The organism is Pseudoduganella sp. R-43 (genome assembly GCF_049913255.1).
GTDB lineage: Bacteria > Pseudomonadota > Gammaproteobacteria > Burkholderiales > Burkholderiaceae_D > Rugamonas.
Genome location: NZ_CP183988.1, coordinates 117,242 through 140,326, shown reverse-complemented (window position 1 = coordinate 140,326; position 23,085 = coordinate 117,242). Strand labels below are relative to the sequence as shown.

Below are 23,085 nucleotides of genomic sequence, written 5' to 3'. Positions count from 1 at the left end.
ATGTTGAAACTAGCCCTCGGCCCGGTGCTGTATTACTGGCCGCGCCTGACCATGTTCGAGTTCTACCAGCAGGTAGCCGAAAGTCCGGTCGATATCGTCTACCTCGGCGAAGTCGTATGTTCGCGCCGCCATGAACTGCGCCTGCCGGACTGGCTTGATATCGCCGCCCTGCTGCGCGATGCGGGCAAGGAAGTGGTGTTGTCCACCCAGGCGCTGATCGAATCGGGCGCCGAACTGACCACCATGCGCAAGTTGTGCGAACACCGCGACTTCCTGGTGGAGGCCAACGACTTCGGCGCCGTGCGCAACCTGGAAGGCGCTGGCTTTATCGCCGGCCCGCACCTGAATATCTACAGCGAGCCGACGCTGGCCGTGCTGGCTCGCCAGGGCGCGCGCCGCTGGGTGGCGCCGCTGGAAATGGACCGAACCGCCATCGCCACCCTGCTGAAGACGCAACCGGCCGGCATGGAGAGTGAGGTCTTCGCGTGGGGCCGCATGCCGCTGGCCTTCTCCGCCCGCTGCATGACCGCCCGCAACCGCAACCTGCCGAAGGACGATTGCCAGTTCAGCTGCATCGATTACCCGGACGGCCTGATCATGGACACACGCGAGCAGAAAGCCTTCCTGGTGCTGAACGGCATACAGACCCAATCCGCATTGTGCTGCAACCTGGTGCGCGTCATGCCGGAGATGGCCGACATGGGCATCAATGTGCTGCGCATCTCGCCGCAGTCGCGTGACACACTGGAAGTGTTGGCAGCCTTCGACAAGGTGCGCCGCGGCGAATGGCAGGCGCCGCATGCCGCCGTCGTGCTGGAGCCGCTGGCCCCCGGTGGCAGTTGCGATGGTTTCTGGTACGGCCAACCCGGCATGGAGCGCGTGGCATGACGACAGCACCGTTCCGCATCCCGCCCGCCATCGGCCGCCTGCTGGGCCGCCTGCCGCCGCAGCCGCCCGCCTGGCTGTTCGTGCAAGGGCTGAACCGAATCCTGGCGCCGCAATTGCCTGAAGACGTGCGCCAGGCCCTATTTGCCCGCCGCCTGCGCCTGCGGGTGGAAGACGCCGGCCTCGCGATCGACTTCAGCTGGCAGGGCAAGGGCTTTGAAATGGCCCGCCATGGCGAGCAGCCCGACCTCACCATCGGCGCCTGCGCGCACGATCTGGTGCTGATGGCGCGCCGCCAGGAAGATCCGGACACGCTGTTCTTCTGCCGCCGCCTGATCCTGGAAGGCGACACGGAACTGGGCCTGCTGTTCAAGAACACGCTGGACGGCCTGGACGCCAGCGCCTTCGACTGGCGCAAGCTGCTGCCGAAAATCCCGACGCCGCCCGGCGCCCGCCATGGCTGACAGGACGCTGCCGCTGGTGTATTCATGCTCCGGCTGCAGCAGCGCGGCCCAACTGGCCAACGCCGTCGCACTCAAGCTTGACCGCGACGGCACCGCGGAGATGTCCTGTATCGCCGGGGTTGGCGGCGGCGTCGCCCCGCTGGTCAAGCTGGCCCAGTCCGGCCGCACCATCATCGCCATCGACGGCTGCCCCTTGGCCTGCGCCCGCGAATGCCTGGCGAAGCAGGGCGTTACTCCCGGCCACCACCTCCTCCTCAACGAACTAGGCGTGCGCAAGAAAATGCACGCCGACTTCGATCCTGCCGATGTCGGCTATCTGTCCGGCCACGTTACCCGCCTCCTGTCGAAATCACAACCCTGACGGGGCGACAACCGTTTTCCCGCCAAAAGGCGATAATAACGATCGCGTTTCGCGGTTCTAATAGGCAAAGACTATTGAGTCTATTTGAACAATCAAATTTCCAAATCTCCGGGAAGGCCTTAAACTGGCGTCTCATTGATTCACAAACCCACGAGGAAACCACAATGTCCCTGATTAACACCCAAGTAAAACCATTCAAGGCCACCGCATACCACAACGGCAAATTCGTTGACCTGAGCGAAGAATCCCTGAAAGGCAAGTGGTCCGTATTCGTGTTCTACCCAGCCGACTTCACCTTCGTGTGCCCAACCGAGCTGGAAGACCTGGCAGACCACCACGCAGAATTCGCCAAGCTGGGCGTGGACGTGTACGGCATCTCGACCGACACCCACTTCGCCCACAAGGCATGGCACGACACTTCCGACGCCATCAAGAAAGTGCAGTACGCGCTGATCGGCGACCCAACCGGCACCCTGTCCCGCAACTTCGAAGTGATGATCGAAGAAGAAGGCCTGGCACTGCGCGGCACCTTCGTGATCAATCCGGAAGGCTTCATCAAAGTGATGGAAGTGCACGACAACGGCATCGGCCGCGACGCTGCTGAACTGCTGCGCAAAGTGAAGGCAGCCCAGTACGTGGCTTCCCACCCAGGCGAAGTGTGCCCAGCCAAGTGGACCGAAGGCGCAGCAACCCTGAAGCCATCGCTGGACCTGGTCGGCAAGATCTAAGCATCTAGTCTGCTAATGGCTTGAACAGGCGACCCCACGGGGTCGCCTTGGGGCGTTGAAGCGGTACCTACCGCAAGCGACTAATCAGAAAGGAATAGCCATGCTGGACGCAGACCTGAAAGCCCAACTCTCCTCCTACCTGGAGCGCGTTGTCCACCCGATCGAAATCGTGGCGCACACCGACGCCTCCGCCAAATCGCAGGAAATGTCGGCCCTGCTGCAGGACATCGTATCGGCCGGCCACGGCAAGATCACCGTCGTCGCAGGCACTGACGACAAGGCCCGCAAGCCTTCCTTCGACATCAACCGCAAAGGCACCGATATCGGCGTGAGTTTCGCCGGCATCCCGATGGGCCACGAATTCACCTCCCTGGTGCTGGCGCTGCTGCAAGTGGGCGGCCACCCGATCAAGCTGGACGAAAAAGTCGTCGAGCAGATCCGCAACCTGGACGGCGATTACGTCTTCGAAACCTTCATCTCCCTGAGCTGCCATAACTGCCCGGAAGTGGTGCAGGCGCTCAACGCCATGTCCGTGATCAACCCGCGCATCAAGGTGGTGGCGGTGGACGGCGGCGTGTTCCCGAAAGAAGTCGAGGAACGCCAGGTGATGGCCGTGCCGATGATGTACCTGAATGGCCAGCACTTCGGCCAGGGCCGCACCAACGTCGAGGAGATCCTCGCCAAGCTGGATACCGGCGCCTCGGCCCGCGCTGCGGCTGAACTGAGCAAGAAAGACGTGTTCGACGTGCTGATCGTCGGCGGCGGCCCTGCAGGCGCTGCTGCGGCCATCTACACGGCGCGCAAAGGCATCCGCACCGGCGTGATCGCCGACCGTTTCGGCGGCCAGGTGCTGGATACCCTGTCGATCGAGAACTTCATCTCGGTGAAGGAAACCGACGGCCAGAAGTTCGCGGTCGCCCTGGAGCAGCACGTCAAGGAATACGACGTGGACATCATGAACACCCAGCGCGCATCGAAGATCGTGCCGGGCAAGATCAAGGAAGTCCATACCGAGAGCGGCGCTGTGCTGAAAGCCAGGTCCGTGATCATTTCGACCGGCGCCCGCTGGCGCGAGATCAACGTGCCGGGCGAGAAGGAATACCGTAACCACGGCGTGGCCTACTGCCCGCACTGCGATGGCCCGCTGTTCAAGGGCAAGCGCGTAGCGGTGATCGGTGGAGGCAATTCCGGCGTGGAAGCGGCGATCGACCTGGCCGGCATCGTGGAGCATGTGACCCTGATCGAATTCGGCGCCGAACTGCGCGCGGATGCGGTGTTGCAGCGCAAGCTGGCCACCCTGCGCAATGTGAAGGTGATCAAGTCGGCCCAGACTTCCGAGATCCATGGCGATGGCAAGAAAGTGAACGGTTTGAGCTACACCGACCGCGAGACCGGGCAGTCGCATCGTGTCGACCTGGAAGGCGTGTTCGTCCAGATCGGCCTGGTGCCTAACACCGAATGGCTGAAGGGCACCATCGAGCTGTCCAAGCATGGCGAGATCGAGGTGGATGCCAAGGGGCAGACTTCGGAGACCGGCGTGTTCGCCGCGGGCGACGTGACCACTGTGCCGTACAAGCAGATCGTGATTGCGGTGGGCGAAGGCGCAAAGGCGGCGCTGGGGTCCTTCGACTATTTGATCCGCTCTTCGGCGGATGATGAGCCGGCGGCGATTGCAGCCTAAAACCGGTAAATCCGGGTCAGGCACAAGTGCCTGACCCATTCTGCACAACAGCTGTTGGTGTTGGTTCTAGGCCTTTGACTTTCGACGAAGATCAACATCGCACAACCTAACCCGAGTCAGATGATCTGACTGTGTCTGACCCTGTGGGTCAGACACAGGTTTACCGGTTTCAGAAATGAAAAAAGCCCCGTCTGCACAGAGCGCGTTCTGGCTGACGGGGCTTTTCTCTGAATATTGGCGGAGCGGACGGGGCTCGAACCCGCGACCCCCGGCGTGACAGGCCGGTATTCTAACCAACTGAACTACCGCTCCAATTCTTCATCAGTGTGACTGGTGGGCGTTGAGAGGGTCGAACTCCCGACCTAATCCTTGTAAGGGATCCGCTCTACCAACTGAGCTAAACGCCCCTGCCTTCACTGTCGAACGTTTGTCACAACGTTCAGAAGAGGCCGCATTATAGGATGGATTTTGAAAGCCGCGCAAGCCTTTTTCCAAAAAACCTCAAAATTATTTGGAAACCCCGATTTGCGACAGCAGCCAGGCCATCTCGAATGCCCTCTCGCCCAGCGCGTTATAGCGCCCGGACGAGCCGCCATGGCCGGCGCCCATGTTCACCTTCAACAGCAGCGGGTTGCTGTCGGTCTTGTTGCGGCGCAGCTTGGCCACGTACTTGGCCGGCTCCCAGTACATCACCTGGCTGTCATTCAGGCTGGTGGTAACCAGCATGGCCGGATAATCTTTCAACAAGATGTTGTCGTACGGGGAATAGCTGCGCATGTAGTCGTAGGCCGCCTTCTCGTTCGGATTGCCCCACTCCAGGTACTCGCCGGTGGTCAGCGGCAGGCTGGCGTCCATCATGGTGTTCATGACGTCCACAAACGGCACCGCCGCGTGCACCGCCTTGAACAGGTCCGGACGCATATTCACCACGGCCCCCATCAGCAGGCCGCCGGCGCTGCCGCCCTGGATCGCCAGGCGGTCGCGTGAGGTCCATTTCTCCTTGACCAGGTATTCCGCGCTGTCGATGAAGTCGGTGAAGGTGTTCATCTTCTTCATCAGCATACCGTCGTCATGCCATTTCTCACCCATGTCATTGCCGCCCCGGATATGCGCCGCCGCGTAGATCACGCCGCGCTCCAGCATGCTCAGGCGGGTCAGCGAGAACGTCGCTTCCTGCGGAACGCCGTAGGAGCCATAGGAATACAGCACCAGCGGCGCCGAGCCATCCAGCTTCACGCCCTTCTTGTAGGCCACCCACAGGGGCACCTTCACGCCGTCGCGCGCGGTCGCCCACAGGCGCCTGGTCTCATATTGGCTGAAATCGAAACCACCCGCCACCTCCTGCTTTTTCAGCACGGTGCGCTCGCCGGTCTTCATGTCGACGTCGATGATGGTCGGCGGCGACAAGGGCGACTGGTAGCTGATGCGGTACTTGGTCAAGCCGTATTCCAGGTTGGTGGACGGCATCGACACATATACTTCGTCGTCAAACTTCACAGTCAGCCACTTCTTGCTGGCGAAGTCGTAGATGCGGGTGCGGCCCAACGCCCGCGACTTTTCCTGCACGGCCAGGAAGCCCTTGAACACGGTGACGCCTTGCAGCAGGGTGTCCTTGTCGTGCGGGACGATCTCGGTCCACTTCTTCGGATCGGATACGGGCGCAGCCACCAGGCGGAAATTCTTGGCCGCCCTATTGGTGCGGATGTATAGCTTGCCTTCGCGATGGCCCATGACGTAATAGCGATGGCCCTTGCTGCGCCCCAGCACAGTCTTGAAACCGCCCTTTGGCTGGTCGGCCGGCAGCATGAAAACTTCGGTGGTATCGGTCGCACCCGACAGCAGGAAAACATGCTTGTTGTCCGAACCGGCAAAAACCTGCAGGGCGAATTGCTCGACCGGCTCGTGGAATACCTGCTCCGGCTGGCCGTCCAGCGCAAGGCGGAACAAGCGGTCGGAACGCTTGGTGGTCGGGTCTTCCTGCACCACGAACAGGGTCTTGTTGTCGGCGGCCCACGCGATCGTGGTCGTGCGCGACATGGCGGTCGACAGCACCTTGCCGGTGCCAAGGTCTTTCACATGCAGCTCGTACTGACGGAAGCCGTTGTTGTCGGTGGTGTAGGCCAGCAGCTTGCCGTCCGGGCTGGGCAGCACCATGCCGAGGGCGAAGTATTTCAGGCCTTCGGCCATGGCATTCTGGTCCAGCATGATTTCTTCCGGCGCGGCGGCGTCGTAGCTGCCGTCTGCCGCAGCCTTGCGGCGGCAATTGAGCTGGTACTGCTTGCCCGCTTCAATGCGGGTGTAATAGTAGTAACCGCCGCGGCGCGCCGGCACCGACAGGTCGACCGGTTGGGTGCGGTCCTTGAACTCCTTGTACAGCGTGTCGGCGAACGGCTTGATACTCTCGGTCATGGCGGCGGTGTAGCTGTTTTCCGCGTTCAGGTATTCGATGACGGCCGGATTGGTCTTGTCCTGCAGCCAGCGGTAATCGTCGGTGACCTGCTCGCCATGGCGGGTTTCCATCCACTGCGTTTTTTCGGCGACAGGCGGCTGCGGCAGGTCCGCAGCAAGAGCCTGTGCAGCCAGCAGGGGCAGCAACAGGCTGGTGATCAGTCGTTTGCTCACTTCTTCAGCTCCAAGGGGGGAAAATGTGCAATGATTCTAGGGTGCGATACTTAGAAATACAACAAGAATGATCACTACCGAAACGCTGTATGCGCGCGTCACCTGGCGCCTGCTGCCCTTCCTCTTCCTGTGCTACGTGGTGGCATACCTGGACCGGGTGAACGTCGGTTTTGCCAAGCTGCAGATGCAGGCGGACCTGCAGTTTTCCGACACCGTATATGGGCTGGGCGCCGGGATCTTCTTCGTAGGCTACTTCCTGTGCGAGGTGCCTTCCAACCTGCTGATGCTGCGCGTCGGCGCGCGGCGCTGGATTGCGCGCATCATGGCCAGCTGGGGCCTGCTGTCGGCGGCCATGCTGTTCACCAGCAGCCCGGTGAGCTTCTATGTGATGCGCTTCCTGCTTGGCGTGGCGGAGGCGGGCTTCTTCCCCGGCGTGATCCTGTACCTCACCTACTGGTATCCGGCGCAGCGGCGCGCCCGCATCGTCGCCGTTTTCATGAGCGGCGTCGCGGTGGCGGGCGTGGTGGGCGGCCCGCTGTCGGGCTGGATCATGTCGCACTTTGGCGGCAGCGGCGGGCTGGCCGGCTGGCAGTGGCTGTTCCTGCTGGAGGGCTTGCCGGCAGTGGCGCTGGGCGTGCTGACGCTGGCGCTGCTGGACGATGGCATCGACGACGCCAACTGGCTTAACGACGAGGAAAAGGCGCTGTTGAAGCACGAGCTGGCGCGCGACGGCGCACCGCGCGCGCAATGGGGCCTGCGCCACGTGTTCGGCAGCAGCCGGGTGTGGATCCTGGCGCTGGTGTACTTCCTGCTGGTGATGGGGCTGTACGGCGTCGGCTTCTGGCTGCCGCAACTGATACGCAACAGCGGCGTGCAGGACGTGCTCGACATCGGGCTGCTGACCGCCATCCCGTATGGCATCGCAGCAGTGGCGATGATCCTGATTGCGCGCCATTCCGACCGCAGCGGCGAACGGCGCTGGCACGTTGCGCTGGCTGCCTTCATTGGCGCAGCAGCCTTGCTGGCGTCGACGCATTATGCAAACAACCCGGTGCTGGCGCTGGCGGCCTTGAGCGTGGCGACGGCCGGCATCCTCAGCACCTTCCCGGTGTTCTGGAGCATTCCGACCGCTATGCTGGGCGGCTCTGCGGCTGCGGCAGGCATCGCCATGATCAATTCGCTCGGCAACCTGGCCGGTTTTGTCAGCCCCTACCTGGTCGGCGCGATCAAGGACGCCACGCACAGTACAGCCAACGGCATGCTGCTGGTGGCGGCCTGCCTGGCGGCGGGCGGCGCCCTGGTGCTGCTATGCGTCGGCAGCAAAGGAGAAATGCTGTGAAGACTGGCCGCGAACTGCTGTCCGAACTGTTCAACGCCGCCCTGCGCGCGGCCGACCCGCTGGAAACCATTGCGGCCCACCTGCCGCCGCCGCCGAAAGGCCGTACCGTCGTCATCGGCGCCGGCAAGGCGTCCGCGCGCATGGCGCAGGGCGTGGAGCGGCGCTGGCAGGGCCCCCTGAGCGGCGTGGTGGTGACGCGCTACGGGCATGGCGCGCCCACGCAGCAGGTGGAAGTGATCGAGGCCGGCCACCCGGTGCCGGACGACGCCAGCCAGGCCGCAGCGCGCCGCATGCTGGCGGCAGTGCGGGGCCTGGGACCGGACGATATGGTGCTGTGCCTGATGTCCGGCGGCGGCTCGGCGCTGATGTCGCTGCCGGCGCCCGGCATCACGCTGGAGCAGAAGCGCGACATCAACAAGGCTTTGCTGCGCAGTGGCGCGCCGATTGGCGACATCAATATCGTGCGCAAGCACCTGTCGGCGATCAAGGGGGGCCGCCTGGCGCTGGCTTGCGGCCAGGCGCGCGTGGTCACGCTGGTGCTGTCGGACGTGCCGGGCGACGATCCGGCCGTGGTGGCCAGCGGCCCGACCCTGGCCGATCCGTCGACCGCGCAGGACGCCCTGCGCATCCTGCAGCAATATGGCATCGAGCTGGCGCCCGCCGTGCGCGCAGTGCTGGAAGACCCGGCGCAGGAGACGCCAAAGCCCGGCGATTCACGCCTGGCGCGCAATAGCGTGGCGGTGATTGCCTCCGCCAGGCACGCCTTGCAGGCGGCGGCCGACATGGCCCGCGCCGAAGGCCTGCGCCCGCTGATATTGAGCGACAGGCTGGAAGGCGAATCGCGCACGGTGGCCGTGTCGCATGCCGCCCTGGCGCAAGGCGTGATCGAGCATGGCAGCCCATTGCGGCCGCCCTGCGTCATCCTGTCAGGCGGGGAAACCAGCGTCACGGTGCGCGGCACGGGCCGCGGCGGGCGCAATGCGGAATACCTGCTGGCGCTGGCTGTCGCGCTGCAGGGAGCGCCCGGCGTGCACGCCATCGCCTGCGACACCGACGGCATCGACGGCACCGAGGACAATGCCGGCGCCGTGCTGGGGCCGGACACGCTGCAGCGCGCCGCCGCCCAGGGCCTGGACGCCCGCGCCCTGCTCGACAACAACGACGGCTACAGCTTCTTCTCAGCGCTGGGCGACCTGGTAGTCACCGGCCCCACCCGCACCAATGTGAACGACTTCCGGGCGATCCTGCTTATTTGATGGCGGCGGCCAGCTTGGCCCACACCGCATCGCCAATGTCCTTGCGGCCGTCCGGCGCGCGGTAGGACAGGAAGAATGTCTCGTTTTTTTTGCCGGTTGCCATGTACATGAAGTAGGCCGGCTGTCCAGTGGTGCCGCTGATCATGGAAACCATCACGGCCGGGTGCCTGGCATCTTTGAATTCCTGGACCTGGATATTGGTGGCTGCACCGCGCAGTTTGTTCAGCGAACCGGGATCACTGATCCCGTAGAACACATGGTGGGCCGCGTCGTAAGTGACGTTGGTGGCGGTCGAACCGTACATATAGCCATTGCGGGTCGGCAGGCTGGCGGCGGTCGCCGTCGCGGCATCTTCCGGGCGCATCCAGTACGAATAGCCGATTTTCTTGACCTTGGACTGCTGGAATTCCGCCGGTACCGGCACGTTCAGGGCGATCTGGTACGGCAGGCGGCCCTGCATGAAGTCATTGACGGGAACGTCGCGCGTTTGCACAGCCACTGGCGCCGGGGCCGCAGCAGAAGCCGCAGGCTTGGACGCCTTCGCCGATGCCGACGCCGCCGGTGCGGCATTCGCCACTGCAACCGTGGTGCTGATGGCCAGGCCGGCCACAAATAAAATCGATTTCAACTGGAACTCCTGTTTTTCATCTCTGCTTTCGGGGAAGGCTAATCCTCTCACGGCTTCCCTTTGCGGTGCAATGTTGTTTGTTCAAGCAGGGCAGCGGCTGGCTGGTCGCCGGCCGCTACGGCCTTCCTGAGCAGGTCCTGCGCTGCTTCCCGGTCGCCACGAGCGCCCCGCTCCAGCCTCAGGACGGCAGCGTTGTAGGCGGCGACTGGATTGCCCAGCGCCGCAGCGGCATCAAACGCCTTCCAGGCGCGCTCGGGGCAAAGGCTGAACGTTTCATGACCGACGCCGGCGCGTAATGCTTGTCGGGCGCTGTGCCGCTCCACGAAGACATCAGCACGACATGGCTGAGCTTCTTCTTCTTTTTGCTTTCCTGCTGGAGGACCTCCGCCGGTTTGTCGATCGTCATGATGCGGGAGTCGGGACCATACAAGTGCCAGGGGCTGCCATGGAGGGCGATGGTCATCCCCTCATCCCCGCCGTCCGGTACGGCCTCCGCTTACTGATACAAGGCATCCGATGCGGGCACGCATTCCTCGCGCATCGGATAGCAGTTATCGATATTGAGCACGCCTTTCAGCGGCAGTGTCGTTGGGCAGCCCGCTTGCGCAACGGCGCAGCCAGCCAGCAGGGAAATGAGGGCAAATCGGTGATGGAGTGTCACATGGATTCCTGTTTGATTACCTGGGAGGTAATCGTCGCATGGCATGGATTTGCTGACAATGGCTCACCAACCAACGAAAGGAGAAACACCATGCAAATCGTCGAAAAATACCTGGCGGCCTGGAACGAGCGCAACGCCGATGAACGCCGTGCCCGTGTGGCAGCGGCTTTCACTCCGGAAGCCAACTATAAGGACCCGCTGATGCAGGGCGCCGGCCATGGTGCGATCGACGCCATGATCGCCGGCGCGCAGGGCCACTTCCCCGGCCACCGTTTTGAACTGGCCGGCACCCCGGACAGCCATGGCGATGTGCTGCGCTTCTCGTGGACGCTGGCCGCGCCTGGCAGCGATCCGGTTGCCAAAGGCACCGACTTCGCAGTTCTCGCGGCGGACGGGCGCCTGGCCAGCGTGACCGGCTTTATCGACTACTTCGCACAGTAAGGAAGGGAGGCAATCATGACCGCATACAAGATCTCGGGCGCCCGGCTGATCGAACCGAACACCGTGCGTACTGCCGACGGCGTCAACCTGTTCTACCGCGACTGGGGCGATGGCGAACCGGTTCTGTTCGTGGGTGGCTGGTCGCTGGGTGCCGATTCCTGGTGCTACCAGATGCTGGCGCTGGCGGAGCAGGGCATGCGCGTGATTGCCTTCGACCGGCGCGGCCACGGCCGCTCCAGCGATCCTGGCCGCGGCTATGACTTCAACACCCTGGCCGACGACCTGGGTGCCGTGCTGGAAGCGCTTGACCTGGATGAAGTCACCCTGGTGGCCCATTCGATGGGCTGCAATGAAGTGGTGCGCTACCTGACCCGCCACGGGCAGCGCCGCATAAGGCGCGTCGCCTTGCTGGGGACCATGACGCCTTGCATCGCCAGGTCTGCCGACAACCCGGACGGCATCGATCCGGCGCTGCTGGAATACTTCCGCAAGGAGCAGCTGATGAAGGACCTGCCGAAATGGATCGATGAAAACCTGCCGCCGTTCGTGGCCGAACATACGCCACCAGGCATGCGTGACTGGCTGCGCGCCATGCCGCTGCAAGCCTCGCTGCAGGCATTGTACGAATGCAACCGCTCGCTGCAGCGCGAAGATTTCCGTGCCGAGCTGCCGAACGTTACGCTGCCGGTTCTGCCGGTTGCCGGCACCAATGACGCCAGCGCGCCGTTCGAGCTGACCGCCAGGCCGAGCGCCGCACTGCTACCCAATGCGAAACTTCAAGTGTACGAAGGCGCGCCGCATGGTATGTTCCTCACCCACATGGCAAGAGTGAACAGCGACTTGCTGGACTTCATACGGTCTTGAGGGGAGCGATATGGGAGCGGCGGCACCAGGGCAGTATTTCAGCGACTACGCAGCGGCGATGCGCTATTGGCGCGGCAAGCGCGGTTTCAGCCAGTTGCGGCTGTCGACCGAGAGCGGCATCTCGCAGCGGCATATCAGTTTCCTGGAAAGCGGACGCTCGCAGCCCAGCCGCGAAATGATCCTGAAACTGGGCATTGTCCTCGACATCCCGCTACGGGAGCGCAATGTGATGCTGCTGGCAGCCGGATACGCGCCGGCCTACCAGGAGCGCAACTTGTCCGATCCCGAAATGAAGGCGGTGAAGCAGGCGCTGGACTTCATGCTGCGACAGCAGGCGCCCTATCCTGCACTGGTGGTGGACCGCTTGTGGAACCTGGTCATGAGCAACGGCCCGGCAGCCAAGATGATCGAGTGGCTGCTCGATGGCCCGCCTACTACCTCCAACGTGATCAAGCTGACCCTGGAGCCGAATGGCCTGCGCAAGTACATCGTCAATTGGGAGGATGTCAGCGTCGACCTGCTGCAATGGATTCAACGGGAGGCCATGGGCGACGGGCCGGGCAGTGAAGCGACCATGTTGCTGGAGGAGCTGCTGGCGATTCCAGGCATCCGTGCGGCGTCGAAGACTGCCAACCTGGACCGCCGCGCGCTGCCCTTCCTGCCGTTCACGGTGCGAAAGGATGGCGTGGAGCTCAACCTGTTCACCACCATCGCCACGCTCGGCACGCCGCACGACGTCACGGTGCATGAGTTGCGCGTGGAGGCATTCTTTCCCGCCGACGAAGCGACGGCGCAGTGGTTCCGCAAGCTGCCGGCCTAAAACTCTTCCCAGTCGTCGCCGGGCGGCGTGGCGCGAGCCGGCGCCGCTGACTGCTTGCCCGCCGCGCCAGCGCGCGCCGCCCTGGCCGGTGCAGCAGGGGCGGCCGGAGCTTCATCCTCCACAGCATTCACTGCCGGCACGGAAGCGCCGACGCCATTTGCTTTTGCAGCCTGCGCCGTGCGCCTTGCCGCCCCGCCTTTCACCGCATTGCCGGCCGCACCACTGCCGGCAGGGGCGCGGGCCGCCCTCAGCGCAGGCACTATGGCCTGCGCCGGGACGCTGGTCGCAGTGGAGGCGCGCGCAACCGGCGCCGAATATTGCCCTGCCGAGCCTTCCATCCGGAATACCGCCACTGCCTTCACCAGCCGCTCGGATTGCTCCTGCATGCTACGCGCCGCTGCGGCCGCCTGTTCCACCAGCGCCGCATTCTGCTGCGTTGCGTTATCCATTTCCGCGATGGCAGTGTTCACCTGTTCAATTCCGGAAGACTGCTCCTGGCTGGCCGAGGTGATCTCATTCATGATGTCCGCCACCTGCTGCACCGACGCCACGATCTGCTTCATGGTCGCACCGGCGCGATCCACCAGCGCACCGCCCGCGTCAACCTTGGCGATCGAATCGTCAATCAGTTCCTTGATTTCCTTGGCCGCTGCCGCGCTGCGCTGCGCAAGGTTGCGCACCTCCGACGCCACGACGGCGAAACCGCGGCCCTGCTCGCCGGCGCGCGCCGCTTCCACCGCGGCATTCAGGGCCAGGATATTGGTCTGGAAGGCGATGCCGTCAATCACGCTGATGATGTCCGCCATGCGCGCCGAACTGGCCTTGATCCCGCCCATGGTATCGACCACCTCGCCCACCACTTGCCCGCCTTCGCTGGCATGGCCGGCAGCCGACACCACAAGCTGGTTGGCCTGGCGCGCGTTGTCGGCGTTCTGCCGGACCGTCGAGGTCAACTCCTCCATCGAGGAGGCGGTTTCCTCCAGGCTGGCCGCCTGCTGCTCGGTGCGGCGCGACAGGTCGAGATTGCCGGCCGCGATTTCCGCCGCGGCGGTATTGATGGTATCGGTGGACGTGCGTACCGAGCCGACGGTGCGCTTCAGCGAGGCCACCATTTCTTGCAGGGCATTCAGCAAGCGCCCGGTTTCATCCTTGCGGCTGGTGTCGATGTCGGCAGTCAGGTCGCCGTGGGCCACGGTTTCGGCCACCTCCACCGCCTGCAGCAAGGGCCCGGTCACGGAACGGGTGATCAGGTAGCCTGCCGCCACCGACAGCGCGGTTGCCAGCACCAGCAGGCCGATCATCAGCATGGTTGCATTCGATGCGGACTCGGTTGCTTCCGCGCTATCCTGCCCCATCAGCTTGTTTTGCAGGGCAAGGATGGCGTCGAGTTTGCCGAAATAGGTGTTTTGCAGCGGGATGGCCTGCTTGAACAGCGTTTGCACCGCGCTGTCCTGGTCGCCTTCCTTGAACAGCTTGACCACCTCATCGCGCTTGGCTCGGAAAGCTTCGAACGCCTGCGTTTCTTCGGCAAACAGTTTCTTGGCCTCTTCCAGTACCAGGATCTTCTGCAGCTTTTGCGCCGCCGCGGCGCCTGCCGTATCAGCTTCCGCCATGCTGGCCAGGAAAGCGTCGCTGCTGATCTTGTCCGGCGCCAGCATGGCATTGCGCAAGGCTTGCGCCGAGCGGTTGGAATAGCTGCGCATCTCGTTGGTCAGCTGCACCTTCAGGTAGCGATCGCTGATCAGGCGCTCGGTCAGGGTCGAGTTGTGGCTCAGGCGGCTGATCCCTGTCAGCGACATTGCCAGCTGGATCGCAATGGCCAGCGCAAAACCGATCGCCAGCTTCACACCGATATTCATGTTCGAAAAGCTCATGCCAAGCCTCGCCAGAAAGTGGTTTTTTTTCGATGATCGCACAGGCATGGTAACGCGGCGCAGCGCTCAATGCCACAGCAAAGTCAGGGAAGTTGCTGGTACGCTGAAATGATGCCACGCCCATGGTCCGGCACCAGGGCGCGGCCGTTCGCTTCGCCGACATATTTGCCGTAGATGCGCGCCACAGTGCCGTCGGCCACCATGCCGAGCAAGGCATCGGCAAACACCTTGCGCGCGGCCGGGGAGAGGTCGCTGCGAGAGAGATAAGCGCCGGCCAGCACGGGGAACGATTCCGTGACCTGCATCACGCTGACGTGCCCCTGCAGGTCGGCGCTTTGCAGGTAGCGCGCATAGATCGTCATCGGCGCCAGTGTCGCCTCGGCGCGTTTCGAGGCTATTTTTCGGAAGGCGATATCAAAGTCGTTGACCACTTCGACCCGGCCCTGTTCGCGCAAGCGGGCGACCTGGGCCTCGGCGTCGGGCGTGTACAGGATGCCACGCACCAGGTTCAGGCGCGCGCTGCTATGTTCCACGAATTCGGCCAGCGATTTGTAACTGCCCGTCACGCGGTGCGACAACACCAGGTCGAAGCGCGTGGTGACAAAGGGCACGAACTGGCCAAGGCGGTCGCGCTCTGCGCTGCGGGCCGAGCTGGCGGTTACGTTGATGCGGCCGCCGGCATATTCCGCCCAGAGCCGCGCCCGCGGGTACCAGCTGATATCGAGCGGACAGTTGGTGCGGCGCGCCAGTTCCCGCACGACGTCGATGGCGGCCCCGCCAACCCTGTCGTCCTCGCGAAAGGAGGCCTGGCCAAGGTCGCTGGCGCCGGCATGCAGTGGTGCTGGGCAGGCAGGGGCGGCAATTGCTGGGGTGGCGGCAAAGGCGAACAGCAGGGGCAGGATGTACATGCCCAGCAGTATATCCGCCGGGCACCTTGCTCAAAATGCTGTATATAATTACAGTATCACTAGCGAACTCGACTATTTGTTATGGACTGGCCCCGCCGCATTGCCCACCTCGACATGGATGCCTTTTACGCGTCCGTGGAGCTGCTGCGCTATCCGGAATTGCGCGGCCTGCCGGTGGTGATTGGCGGCGGCGGTCGCCACCAGCCGCGCGAACTGCCGGACGGCACCCGCGAATTCTCCCGCCTGCGCGACTACGTGGGCCGCGGCGTGATCACCACCTCCACCTATGAAGCGCGGGCGCTGGGCGTCTTTTCCGCCATGGGCACGATGAAGGCGGCTGCCCTGGCGCCGGACGCCATCCTGCTGCCGGTGGATTTCGATTCCTACCGCAAGTATTCGCGCCTGTTCAAGGCGGCCGTGGCCAGCATCGCGCCACAGATCGAAGACCGCGGCATCGATGAAATCTATATCGACCTGACCGAGGTGGAGGGCGAAACGCGTGAGCTGGCCCAGCGCATCAAGGATGCGGTGCGCGCTGCCACCGGGCTGTCGTGCTCGATAGGCGTGGCGCCCAACAAGCTGCTGGCCAAGATCTGCTCCGACCTGGAAAAGCCCAACGGCCTGACCGTGGTCGGCTACGACGACGTCCCGGCCCGTATCTGGCCGCTGCCGGTGCGCAAGGTGAACGGCATCGGCCCCAAGGCGGAGAAAAAGCTGGTCGCGCTCGGCATCGACACCGTCGGCCAGTTGGCTGCGGCCGACCCAGCCCTGTTGCAGGAACACTTCGGCCTCAACTACGCGGAATGGCTGCAGCGCATTTCTCATGGCCGCGACGAGCGCGCCGTCGCCACGCGCAGCGAGCCGAAAGGCGTCAGCCGCGAAACCACCTTCTCGCGCGACCTGCACGTCAAGCGCGACCGCGCCGAGCTGTCCGAAATCTTCACCCGCCTGTGCCAGAAGGTGGCCGAGGACCTGGCGCGCAAGCGCTACGCCGGCCGCACGGTGGGTATCAAGCTGCGCTATGCCGACTTCCGCACGGTGACGCGCGACCTGACCCTGCCTTCGCCCACGGCCGATGCCGCCGCCATCCGCCGCGCTGCCGGCGAATGCCTGCGCCGCGTGCCGCTGGACGACCGGCTGCGCCTGCTCGGCGTGCGCATGTCGGCCCTCTGCACGCTGGACGAGGCTGCCAGGGCCCAGCCGGCGCAAGGTGATCTTTTTGCTAATTTATGATACCTTTCCCGCGCGAGCTGGCATGCTGAGTCCGGCTGCAAACCCGGATTACCTATGCAAGCCAACGCTGTTCATCGCCCGGCACGGCGCGCCTGGCTGGTGCTTATCGCCTTCGGCCATCTGGCCGTGCTGATGGCCTGGCGCCCTGTCGCGCGGCAGGCGCAGGAATTGGCCGGGCAGCCGGAAGGCGAACTGATCTTGCTGAAGCTGCCGCAAGCCATTCGTCACCGTTCGGCCGAATTGCCCCCGCGACCACCGCGCGTGCAGCCGACCGCGCAGCACACAGCGGCCGTCCAGGCCCGCCCTGCACCGCCTCCGGTTGCCAGCGAAGCGGTCAGTCCGGATGCACTGCCCGCTTCCGCAGAGGCAATGCCGCAGTCGATCACCCTGCCAGCGCCCGCCAGCTTGCCGGCCGACCCATTTGCCAAACCGGCGGTGCGCGACGAATCCTTGCTTGAAAAGACCCGCAAGTCGGCCGCCAGCATCGACCGCCAGTTGCGCAAGGAGAGCCTGAACAAATATGCCACCGTCGTGGACGAGGACAAGGCCGCGACGCTTTCCATCACCGGTGCCCCTCCGCCCAAACCATTCGCGCCGGAGAGTTTCGCCGGCGCGAACGGCATCGTGCACAAGCGCTATATGTTGCGCGGGAAAATGGTGTGCGAAGAGGTCGACCATATCGGGACCGGCGGCCACGATGTCTTCCGCAAGGGCTCGAAAGCCCGCCTGGTCAAATGTCCCAAATGAGCCTGCCCTTCGAGCCCCGCAGGCGCCAGGCCTGGCTGGCCGCCATCGCGCTGGTGCACGCAGCGCTCTTCCTGTGCTGGCGCGGCATGCCCTATGTACGGCAGGCCAGCGTCCAGCGCGAAACGGAACTGGTCTACCTGCAAGCACCGAGGGAATTGCCCAGGCGCCCGCCTGCCGTGGCCGCACCGGCGGCGCCGGTTGCTACCGTCCGGCGCGCTGCACCGCCGCCGCCGGTGGTCAGCACAGCGACCGCGCCGGCAGCTTCCGAGACTGCGGCGCCGGTAGCAGAAGCCGTTACCGTGCCAGCCACCGTCAACGACGACCCGTTTGCCAAGCCGGCGCCACTGGCGGAGACGCTGCTCGAGAAAAATCGCAAGCTGGCCGCCGGCGTCGACCGCCAGCTCCGCAAGGAAAGCCTGAATAAATTTGCAACAATCATCCTGCCGGACACCAAGCTTGGGATGGCAATCGCCAAGGCGCAAACCAGGGAATGGGTGCTGGAACAGACTTCCGACCTGGGCGACGGCGTGACCATGAAGCGCTACCGCAGGGGGAATCAGCAGTATTGCGAGTACACCAACCTGGTCGGCGCACGGGGACAAGACCCCGGCCGTGACGGGAACAAGACAAAGGTCATGACTTGCCCATGAGGACCCATGTAAAATGTCGTTCCCGTGGAAAAAGCTGATCAAGGTCGATAACGTTTATGTGGTTCAAGAATCTCCAGGTTTACCGCCTGCCTGCCCCTTGGGCATTTACTCCAGAACAACTCGAAGAAGCCCTCCAGTCGCAGTCCTTCTCGCCTGCCAGCAGCAATGAGCTGATGCGCCAGGGCTGGGACAAGCCGCGTCCAAACGGCGGCCTGGTGCACGTTGTCAACAAGCAGATGCTGATGGTGCTGGGCACCGAGAAAAAGCTGCTGCCATCGACCGTGGTCAACCAGGTTGCCAAGGCGCGCGCGGCCGAAATGGAAGAGCAGCAAGGCTTCGCTCCTGGCAAAAAAGCCATGAAAGAACTCAAGGAACGCGTGCACGACGAACTGCTGCCGCGCGCCTTCACCATCCGCAGCAACACATGGTGCTGGATCGACCCGGTCAACGGCTGGCTGGTGGTCGATGCCGCCAGCCCGGCCAAAGCCGACGACGTCATCAAGCACCTGCTGAAAGCTGTCGACCGCATGCCGATCGAAAGCCTGCGCGTGCAGCGTTCCCCGGTGGGCGTGATGACTGCCTGGCTGCAGGATGACGAAGCGCCAGCCGGCTTCACCGTCGACATGGACACCGAACTGCGCGCCACCGGCGAGAGCAAGGCAGCCGTGCGCTACGTGCGCCACACCCTGGAGCCGGAAGAAGTACGCCGCCACATCGCGGCCGGCAAGCAGTGCACCCGCCTGGCCATGACCTGGGACAGCAAGATCAGCTTCGTGCTGACCGAAGCGCTGGCCATCAAGAGCGTCAAGCCGCTGGATGTGATGAAGGAAAACGACGCCGTGACCCGCAACGACGAGGAACGCTTCGACGGCGACTTCATGCTGATGACCGGCGAACTGTCCAAGCTGCTGCAGGACGTGGTCGACGCCCTAGGCGGCGAAGCGAAGGCCTGAGTTTTCGCTATCCCCGCGTGAGCGCCAGCAGGCGCTCGCAATAGCCCGGGGCTTTGTCCTCGGGCACGTTGGTCACGCCAAGTAGCAGTCCGCCACTGACGGGTTGTGCCCCGGCATACCATCCCGACAAGGCGGATGGCGCCATGCCCAGGCTGCGCGCTCGCGCAGCGACTTCCACATCGTTGACATTCGCAGGCAATTGCAGCAGCACGCCCAGTGCTGCCGGCGCATGGATTGCGCCAAGTCTTTCCAGCGCCGCGCCCAGTGCGCTCCTGCGTTCCTGGTACAGACGCTTCATATGGCGCAGGTGGCGCAGGTAGGCGCCGCTATGCAGGAATTCCGCCACTGCCAGTTGCACAACCGGCGGCGGAGCGCTGCCGCAAGTGGAAGCCGTTTGCGCCAGCAGGTCCGCCAGTTCCGGCGGCGCTACCAGGAAACCGACCCGCAGGGATGGCGTCAGCGTCTTGCTGAAGGTGCCAAGGTGCAGCACGCGGCCATTGCGGTCCTGTGAAGCCAGCGCAGGCGCGGCGCGGCCTTGCGGCTGCAATTCGCCCAGGTAATCGTCCTCGATGATCCAGGCGCCTGCCTGCGCAGCCCATTCCAGCAAGGCCTGGCGCCGGCGCAGCGACAAGGTCACGCCGAGGGGCGCTTGCTGGCCCGGCGTCACCACCGCCAGCCTGGCACGTGGCGCCCTTTGCATGCCAGCCGCGACATCCATTCCTTCCGGATCGACGGGGACGGGTACCAGCTGCAATCCCGCCGCCGCTAGTGCGTCGCGTGTGGCCATGTAGCCCGGCTGCTCGATCCACGCCTGTTCGCCTTTCAACTCAAGCGCGCGCAGTACCAGCCCAAGCGCGCCAGCATAGCCGTTGCAGACCAGCACCTGCCCGGGTGTGCAATCGAGGCCGCGCGCCATGCACAGGTATGCCGCGATTTCGGCGCGCAGCGCATATTCGCCACGCGGGTCGGGATAGGAGAGCGGCATCGCAGCCGCCGTGCGTGCCGCCCTCCCCATCACCCGCGACCAGGTCTTGAAGGGAAAGGCGTCCTGCGCCGGCACCCCAACCTGGAAGGGGTTGGTGCTGACAGCCCTTCCGGGAAAGGCTTGCACCACTTCCAGCGCTGCTGCGCCTGGCGCCACGCGTGCCGCTTCGCTGCCTGGCCTTCCTCCGCCTGCCATCGTGCCGCCCGCACAAACGAAAGTGCCGGCCGCGCCGGCGGTGTAGACCAGCTGCTCATCGCGCAGCCGTTCATAAGCCTGCCGCACGGTGCCGCGCGCCACCCCCAATTGTGCGGCCAGGTCATGCCAGGACGGCAGGCGGGCTTGCGGCGCCAGGCGCCCGTCGCCGATCGCGCCGCGCAGGCCGAGGAAGATCTGGTCCGCCAGCGTGGCAGCGGCTTGGCGGTCGATGGCGAGGTTCAGGGAATGGTACATAAATTTAGTGCATTCTTGCGTCTTTTTGGTGGCCCAAGCCAAAGGTACCATGGATTCATCCAATCCACGAAAGCCATCATGTTCAAGCCATTGATCGCAGCACTTCTAGTGTGCCTTTCCACCGTCCCCGCCCATGCCGACGAAGCCGGCAGCGGCGCCAGCCGGGCCAAACTGGCCGGCAAGGCCCTGATCGGGCAGCCGGGTCCCGCCGCCGTGCTGCAAACCATCGACGGCCAGCGCATCGACCTCGCCTCTTACTACGGCAAGAAGCCGGTCTACCTCAAATTCTGGGCCACCTGGTGCGTGCCTTGCCGCGAGCAGATGCCCGCATTCGAGAAGTCCTTCCAGCAGTACGGAGACAAGCTCGCCGTGGTCGCGGTCAACGCGGGGTATAGCGACACCGAAACGGAAGTGAAGAGCTACCGCGCCCAACATGGCTTGCACATGCCAATCGTTATCGATGACGGTTCGCTGGCGGCCAGCCTCAACCTGCGCGTCACGCCGCAGCACATCGTGATTGGCCGCGATGGCCGCATCCAGCATATCGGCCATTTGCATGACAAGGATCTCGAGAAAGCGCTGCAGCGCGCAGTGAGCGAAAGTGCGGCAGCCAGTCCGGTGGCCCTGGCGCCGCAAGCCGCCCCGGCGCGCGCCGCGTTCAAAGTCGGCGATGTCGCGCAAGGACTGCCGCTGCCGGCCGCACAGGGCAAACCACGCGCGCTGATGTTCTTCTCGCCATGGTGCGAGTCCTACCTGCGCGAAAGCCGCCCTGCGACAGCACAAGCGTGCCAGCGGGTGCGCGAAGAGGCAGAAGCGCTGGCTGCGACACCCGGCGTCGAATGGCTTGCCGTCGCATCGCCGGTCTGGTCGTCGGACAAGGAAGTCGCCGAGTTCGCACGCAGCAAAAAGTCGCGCATGGCGATGCGTCTGGACAAGGATGGGGCGCTGTTCAACGCCTTCAGCGTGCGCCAGATTCCCAGCATTGTCCTGCTGGACCGCCAGGGCCGCGTAGCACGCGTGATGGGGCCTGATGACCGCGGCCTGGCGCAGGCAGTGCAAGCCTTGCAGGTGCAATGATGCGGCGCATTTTGTTGGCGCTGCTGCTCGCCGTACTCGGGCTGGCACGGGCGGTGGCGCAGGATTTTCTCGAGCCGGAGGCCGCCTTCCGCTTCTCGGCGCGCATGGCCGATGGCGGCACTGCCGAAGTCAGTTTCGACATCGCAGACGGCTACTACATGTACCGCGACCGTTTCCGTTTCAGCGCGGACGGCGCCAAGGTGGACGCCCCCCAACTGCCGCCAGGTAAAGTGAAGTTCGACCAGACCTTCGGCAAGGAAGTGGAGACTTACCGCCACCGCGTCACCGTGCGCGTGCCGGTTCAGGGCGAAGGCCCTTTCGTGCTGCGCGTGACGAGCCAGGGCTGCGCCGACGCCGGCCTGTGCTATTCGCCGATGGATTCCGGGGTTACGCTGGAAGCGGCTGCGCCGCTGGCGCAAACGCTGCAAGGCGGCCAATTGCTGAAAATCGTGCCGCTGTTCCTGCTGCTCGGCCTTGGCCTGGCATTTACGCCCTGCGTGCTGCCGATGGTTCCCATCCTGTCCTCTATCATCGTGGGCGACAGCGCCAGGCCAAGCCGCAAGCGCGGGCTATTGCTGTCGGGTGCCTACTCGCTGGGCATGGCGCTGGTGTACACCGGCTTTGGCATTGCGGCCGGGCTGGCGGGCGAAGGGCTCGCGGCTTCTTTGCAGAGGCCATGGGTGATCGGTGGGTTCGCCTTGCTGCTGTCCGCGCTGGCGCTGTCGATGTTCGGTGTTTACGAGCTGCAGTTGCCGGCAGTCCTGCAATCGCGCCTGGCCGACAGCGCCAACCGCCGCACGGCCGGCAAGCTGGCCGGCGTGTTCGGCATGGGCGCCGTCTCCGCGCTGATGGTCGGCCCTTGCGTGGCCGCGCCGCTGGCGGGAGCGCTGGTCTACATCAGCCAGACGCGCGACGTGCTGGTCGGCGGCAGTGCGCTGTTCGCAATGGCGGCAGGCATGAGCGTGCCGCTGGTGCTGGTCGGAGTGTCAGCAGGCAGCCTGCTGCCGCGTGCAGGTTCGTGGATGGTGTGGGTCAAGCGTGGCTTCGGCGTCATGCTGCTGGCGCTGGCCGCGTGGATGGCGTTGCCGCTGCTGCCGAACCGCCACGTCTCGGCGCTGCCGTTCAAGCAGGTCGCCAACGTGCAGCAACTCGAAGCGGAACTGGCGAAAGGCCGCCCTGTCATGCTCGACTTCTATGCCGACTGGTGCGTCTCATGCAAGGAAATGGAAAAGTTCACTTTCAGCGCGGCGCCGGTGAAGGCCGCGCTGGAAGGGGCGGTGCTGCTGCAGGCCGACGTAACCTCCAACAGCAATGAAGACAAGGCCCTGTTGAAACGCTATGGCCTGTTTGGGCCGCCCGCCATCATCCTGTTCGATGGCGAGGGCAAGGAACTAGCGCGCGTAATCGGCTACCAGGACGCCGCGCGCTTCCAGCAAACGCTGGCGAAACTCAAATGAA

Annotated in this window: 23 protein-coding genes and 2 tRNA genes; 16 read left to right on the top strand and 9 right to left on the bottom strand. The window is 64.2% G+C overall.

Features of this window, described 5'->3' with window-relative positions:
* From ACN9M3_RS00605 to ahpF, 5 genes are all read left to right on the top strand, one after another.
* Entirely contained in the window at positions 1–888 is an 888-nt protein-coding gene (locus tag ACN9M3_RS00605) for a U32 family peptidase (RefSeq protein WP_426319913.1), read from the top strand.
* On the top strand, positions 885–1,349 hold the full coding sequence (ubiT, locus tag ACN9M3_RS00600; RefSeq protein ID WP_426166561.1) for a ubiquinone anaerobic biosynthesis accessory factor UbiT: 465 nt from the start codon (positions 885–887) through the stop codon (positions 1,347–1,349). Before ACN9M3_RS00605 ends, ubiT begins: the two co-directional genes overlap by 4 nt.
* Positions 1,342–1,710 (top strand): putative zinc-binding protein, encoded by a 369-nt coding sequence (locus ACN9M3_RS00595; protein ID WP_426166559.1) that lies wholly within the window; start codon positions 1,342–1,344, stop codon positions 1,708–1,710. The genes ubiT and ACN9M3_RS00595 overlap by 8 nt, the downstream gene beginning before the upstream one ends.
* Positions 1,711–1,874: 164 nt before the next feature.
* A complete protein-coding gene (gene ahpC, locus ACN9M3_RS00590; protein WP_057265746.1) occupies positions 1,875–2,438 on the top strand; it encodes an alkyl hydroperoxide reductase subunit C in 564 nt (187 codons plus the stop codon).
* Between the two features lie 100 nt (positions 2,439–2,538).
* Positions 2,539–4,119: an alkyl hydroperoxide reductase subunit F gene (gene ahpF, locus ACN9M3_RS00585; protein ID WP_426166557.1), complete on the top strand. Its 1,581-nt coding sequence runs from the start codon at positions 2,539–2,541 to the stop codon at positions 4,117–4,119.
* A 235-nt stretch (positions 4,120–4,354) separates the two neighbouring features.
* Here the strand turns inward: ahpF and ACN9M3_RS00580 are convergent.
* The 3 genes from ACN9M3_RS00580 to ACN9M3_RS00570 all read right to left on the bottom strand — a co-directional run bounded on the left by ACN9M3_RS00580 (position 4,355) and on the right by ACN9M3_RS00570 (position 6,741).
* Positions 4,355–4,431 (bottom strand) — tRNA-Asp (locus ACN9M3_RS00580).
* Positions 4,432–4,450: 19 nt separating this feature from the next.
* Positions 4,451–4,526 (bottom strand) — tRNA-Val (locus ACN9M3_RS00575).
* A gap of 100 nt (positions 4,527–4,626) precedes the next feature.
* Complete coding sequence (locus tag ACN9M3_RS00570) at positions 4,627–6,741, bottom strand: S9 family peptidase (RefSeq protein WP_426319910.1); 2,115 nt, start codon at positions 6,739–6,741, stop codon at positions 4,627–4,629.
* Between the two features lie 67 nt (positions 6,742–6,808).
* Here ACN9M3_RS00570 and ACN9M3_RS00565 point away from each other — a divergent pair, with 67 nt between their 5' ends.
* The gene (locus ACN9M3_RS00565) at positions 6,809–8,080 is read left to right on the top strand and encodes an MFS transporter (RefSeq protein ID WP_426166553.1); all 1,272 of its coding nucleotides are present in this window, start codon (positions 6,809–6,811) and stop codon (positions 8,078–8,080) included.
* The gene (locus tag ACN9M3_RS00560; RefSeq protein ID WP_426319908.1) at positions 8,050–9,336 is read left to right on the top strand and encodes a glycerate kinase type-2 family protein; all 1,287 of its coding nucleotides are present in this window, start codon (positions 8,050–8,052) and stop codon (positions 9,334–9,336) included. The genes ACN9M3_RS00565 and ACN9M3_RS00560 overlap by 31 nt, the downstream gene beginning before the upstream one ends.
* On the opposite strand, the gene ACN9M3_RS00555 is transcribed toward ACN9M3_RS00560, so the two are convergent.
* From ACN9M3_RS00555 to ACN9M3_RS00545, 3 genes are all read right to left on the bottom strand, one after another.
* Positions 9,329–9,964 (bottom strand): hypothetical protein, encoded by a 636-nt coding sequence (locus ACN9M3_RS00555; RefSeq protein WP_426319906.1) that lies wholly within the window; start codon positions 9,962–9,964, stop codon positions 9,329–9,331. The two genes, ACN9M3_RS00560 and ACN9M3_RS00555, sit on opposite strands and share 8 nt — an antisense overlap.
* Positions 9,965–10,142: 178 nt before the next feature.
* Positions 10,143–10,427 carry a hypothetical protein gene (locus ACN9M3_RS00550; RefSeq protein ID WP_426319904.1) on the bottom strand — a complete coding sequence of 95 codons (285 nt, stop codon included), beginning with the start codon at positions 10,425–10,427 and terminating at the stop codon, positions 10,143–10,145.
* A gap of 33 nt (positions 10,428–10,460) precedes the next feature.
* Positions 10,461–10,625 (bottom strand): hypothetical protein, encoded by a 165-nt coding sequence (locus tag ACN9M3_RS00545; protein WP_426319902.1) that lies wholly within the window; start codon positions 10,623–10,625, stop codon positions 10,461–10,463.
* A 90-nt stretch (positions 10,626–10,715) separates the two neighbouring features.
* On the opposite strand from ACN9M3_RS00545, the gene ACN9M3_RS00540 reads away from it, so the two are divergent.
* The 3 genes from ACN9M3_RS00540 to ACN9M3_RS00530 are packed head-to-tail and all read left to right on the top strand — an operon-like array spanning position 10,716 to position 12,750.
* Entirely contained in the window at positions 10,716–11,066 is a 351-nt protein-coding gene (locus ACN9M3_RS00540) for a nuclear transport factor 2 family protein (RefSeq protein WP_426319900.1), read from the top strand.
* 15 nt (positions 11,067–11,081) lie between these two features.
* Entirely contained in the window at positions 11,082–11,930 is an 849-nt protein-coding gene (locus ACN9M3_RS00535; protein WP_426319898.1) for an alpha/beta fold hydrolase, read from the top strand.
* Positions 11,931–11,940: 10 nt separating this feature from the next.
* Positions 11,941–12,750 (top strand): helix-turn-helix domain-containing protein, encoded by an 810-nt coding sequence (locus ACN9M3_RS00530; RefSeq protein ID WP_426166541.1) that lies wholly within the window; start codon positions 11,941–11,943, stop codon positions 12,748–12,750.
* Here the strand turns inward: ACN9M3_RS00530 and ACN9M3_RS00525 are convergent.
* Together ACN9M3_RS00525 and ACN9M3_RS00520 are read right to left on the bottom strand one after the other, a co-directional pair.
* On the bottom strand, positions 12,747–14,624 hold the full coding sequence (locus tag ACN9M3_RS00525) for a methyl-accepting chemotaxis protein (protein ID WP_426319895.1): 1,878 nt from the start codon (positions 14,622–14,624) through the stop codon (positions 12,747–12,749). The two genes, ACN9M3_RS00530 and ACN9M3_RS00525, sit on opposite strands and share 4 nt — an antisense overlap.
* Positions 14,625–14,707: 83 nt before the next feature.
* On the bottom strand, positions 14,708–15,532 hold the full coding sequence (locus ACN9M3_RS00520; RefSeq protein WP_426319893.1) for a substrate-binding periplasmic protein: 825 nt from the start codon (positions 15,530–15,532) through the stop codon (positions 14,708–14,710).
* Positions 15,533–15,613: 81 nt separating this feature from the next.
* On the opposite strand from ACN9M3_RS00520, the gene dinB reads away from it, so the two are divergent.
* From dinB to ACN9M3_RS00500, 4 genes are read left to right on the top strand one after another with little or no spacing between them, the layout of a single operon-like run.
* Positions 15,614–16,765 (top strand): DNA polymerase IV, encoded by a 1,152-nt coding sequence (gene dinB / locus ACN9M3_RS00515; protein WP_426319891.1) that lies wholly within the window; start codon positions 15,614–15,616, stop codon positions 16,763–16,765.
* 54 nt (positions 16,766–16,819) lie between these two features.
* On the top strand, positions 16,820–17,512 hold the full coding sequence (locus ACN9M3_RS00510) for a hypothetical protein (RefSeq protein WP_426166533.1): 693 nt from the start codon (positions 16,820–16,822) through the stop codon (positions 17,510–17,512).
* Positions 17,500–18,162, top strand: a complete 663-nt coding sequence (locus tag ACN9M3_RS00505) for a hypothetical protein (RefSeq protein WP_426319888.1) — start codon at positions 17,500–17,502, stop codon at positions 18,160–18,162. The genes ACN9M3_RS00510 and ACN9M3_RS00505 overlap by 13 nt, the downstream gene beginning before the upstream one ends.
* Before the next feature lie 56 nt (positions 18,163–18,218).
* Positions 18,219–19,115: a recombination-associated protein RdgC gene (locus ACN9M3_RS00500; protein WP_130316447.1), complete on the top strand. Its 897-nt coding sequence runs from the start codon at positions 18,219–18,221 to the stop codon at positions 19,113–19,115.
* A gap of 7 nt (positions 19,116–19,122) precedes the next feature.
* Here the strand turns inward: ACN9M3_RS00500 and ACN9M3_RS00495 are convergent, their stop codons facing one another.
* The gene (locus ACN9M3_RS00495; protein WP_426166529.1) at positions 19,123–20,550 is read right to left on the bottom strand and encodes a PLP-dependent aminotransferase family protein; all 1,428 of its coding nucleotides are present in this window, start codon (positions 20,548–20,550) and stop codon (positions 19,123–19,125) included.
* 78 nt (positions 20,551–20,628) lie between these two features.
* Between ACN9M3_RS00495 and ACN9M3_RS00490 the strand changes: the two genes are divergently transcribed.
* Both ACN9M3_RS00490 and dsbD read left to right on the top strand, forming a co-directional pair.
* On the top strand, positions 20,629–21,627 hold the full coding sequence (locus ACN9M3_RS00490) for a TlpA family protein disulfide reductase (RefSeq protein WP_426166527.1): 999 nt from the start codon (positions 20,629–20,631) through the stop codon (positions 21,625–21,627).
* The gene (gene dsbD, locus ACN9M3_RS00485; RefSeq protein ID WP_426319885.1) at positions 21,624–23,084 is read left to right on the top strand and encodes a protein-disulfide reductase DsbD; all 1,461 of its coding nucleotides are present in this window, start codon (positions 21,624–21,626) and stop codon (positions 23,082–23,084) included. Before ACN9M3_RS00490 ends, dsbD begins: the two co-directional genes overlap by 4 nt.
* The last annotated feature ends 1 nt before the right edge of the window (position 23,085 follow it).

What these genes read in the sequence shown, in the direction of transcription:
- ACN9M3_RS00605 (WP_426319913.1), top strand. Translation starts at nt 1, where the DNA reads ATGTTGAAACTAGCCCTCGGCCCGGTGCTGTATTACTGGCCGCGCCTG.
- ubiT (WP_426166561.1), top strand. Translation starts at nt 885, where the DNA reads ATGACGACAGCACCGTTCCGCATCCCGCCCGCCATCGGCCGCCTGCTG.
- ACN9M3_RS00595 (WP_426166559.1), top strand. Translation starts at nt 1,342, where the DNA reads ATGGCTGACAGGACGCTGCCGCTGGTGTATTCATGCTCCGGCTGCAGC.
- ahpC (WP_057265746.1), top strand. Translation starts at nt 1,875, where the DNA reads ATGTCCCTGATTAACACCCAAGTAAAACCATTCAAGGCCACCGCATAC.
- ahpF (WP_426166557.1), top strand. Translation starts at nt 2,539, where the DNA reads ATGCTGGACGCAGACCTGAAAGCCCAACTCTCCTCCTACCTGGAGCGC.
- ACN9M3_RS00565 (WP_426166553.1), top strand. Translation starts at nt 6,809, where the DNA reads ATGATCACTACCGAAACGCTGTATGCGCGCGTCACCTGGCGCCTGCTG.
- ACN9M3_RS00560 (WP_426319908.1), top strand. Translation starts at nt 8,050, where the DNA reads ATGCGTCGGCAGCAAAGGAGAAATGCTGTGAAGACTGGCCGCGAACTG.
- ACN9M3_RS00550 (WP_426319904.1), bottom strand. Translation starts at nt 10,427, where the DNA reads ATGACCATCGCCCTCCATGGCAGCCCCTGGCACTTGTATGGTCCCGAC.
- ACN9M3_RS00540 (WP_426319900.1), top strand. Translation starts at nt 10,716, where the DNA reads ATGCAAATCGTCGAAAAATACCTGGCGGCCTGGAACGAGCGCAACGCC.
- ACN9M3_RS00535 (WP_426319898.1), top strand. Translation starts at nt 11,082, where the DNA reads ATGACCGCATACAAGATCTCGGGCGCCCGGCTGATCGAACCGAACACC.
- ACN9M3_RS00530 (WP_426166541.1), top strand. Translation starts at nt 11,941, where the DNA reads ATGGGAGCGGCGGCACCAGGGCAGTATTTCAGCGACTACGCAGCGGCG.
- ACN9M3_RS00525 (WP_426319895.1), bottom strand. Translation starts at nt 14,624, where the DNA reads ATGAGCTTTTCGAACATGAATATCGGTGTGAAGCTGGCGATCGGTTTT.
- ACN9M3_RS00520 (WP_426319893.1), bottom strand. Translation starts at nt 15,532, where the DNA reads ATGTACATCCTGCCCCTGCTGTTCGCCTTTGCCGCCACCCCAGCAATT.
- dinB (WP_426319891.1), top strand. Translation starts at nt 15,614, where the DNA reads ATGGACTGGCCCCGCCGCATTGCCCACCTCGACATGGATGCCTTTTAC.
- ACN9M3_RS00510 (WP_426166533.1), top strand. Translation starts at nt 16,820, where the DNA reads ATGCAAGCCAACGCTGTTCATCGCCCGGCACGGCGCGCCTGGCTGGTG.
- ACN9M3_RS00505 (WP_426319888.1), top strand. Translation starts at nt 17,500, where the DNA reads ATGTCCCAAATGAGCCTGCCCTTCGAGCCCCGCAGGCGCCAGGCCTGG.
- ACN9M3_RS00500 (WP_130316447.1), top strand. Translation starts at nt 18,219, where the DNA reads ATGTGGTTCAAGAATCTCCAGGTTTACCGCCTGCCTGCCCCTTGGGCA.
- ACN9M3_RS00495 (WP_426166529.1), bottom strand. Translation starts at nt 20,550, where the DNA reads ATGTACCATTCCCTGAACCTCGCCATCGACCGCCAAGCCGCTGCCACG.
- ACN9M3_RS00490 (WP_426166527.1), top strand. Translation starts at nt 20,629, where the DNA reads ATGTTCAAGCCATTGATCGCAGCACTTCTAGTGTGCCTTTCCACCGTC.
- dsbD (WP_426319885.1), top strand. Translation starts at nt 21,624, where the DNA reads ATGATGCGGCGCATTTTGTTGGCGCTGCTGCTCGCCGTACTCGGGCTG.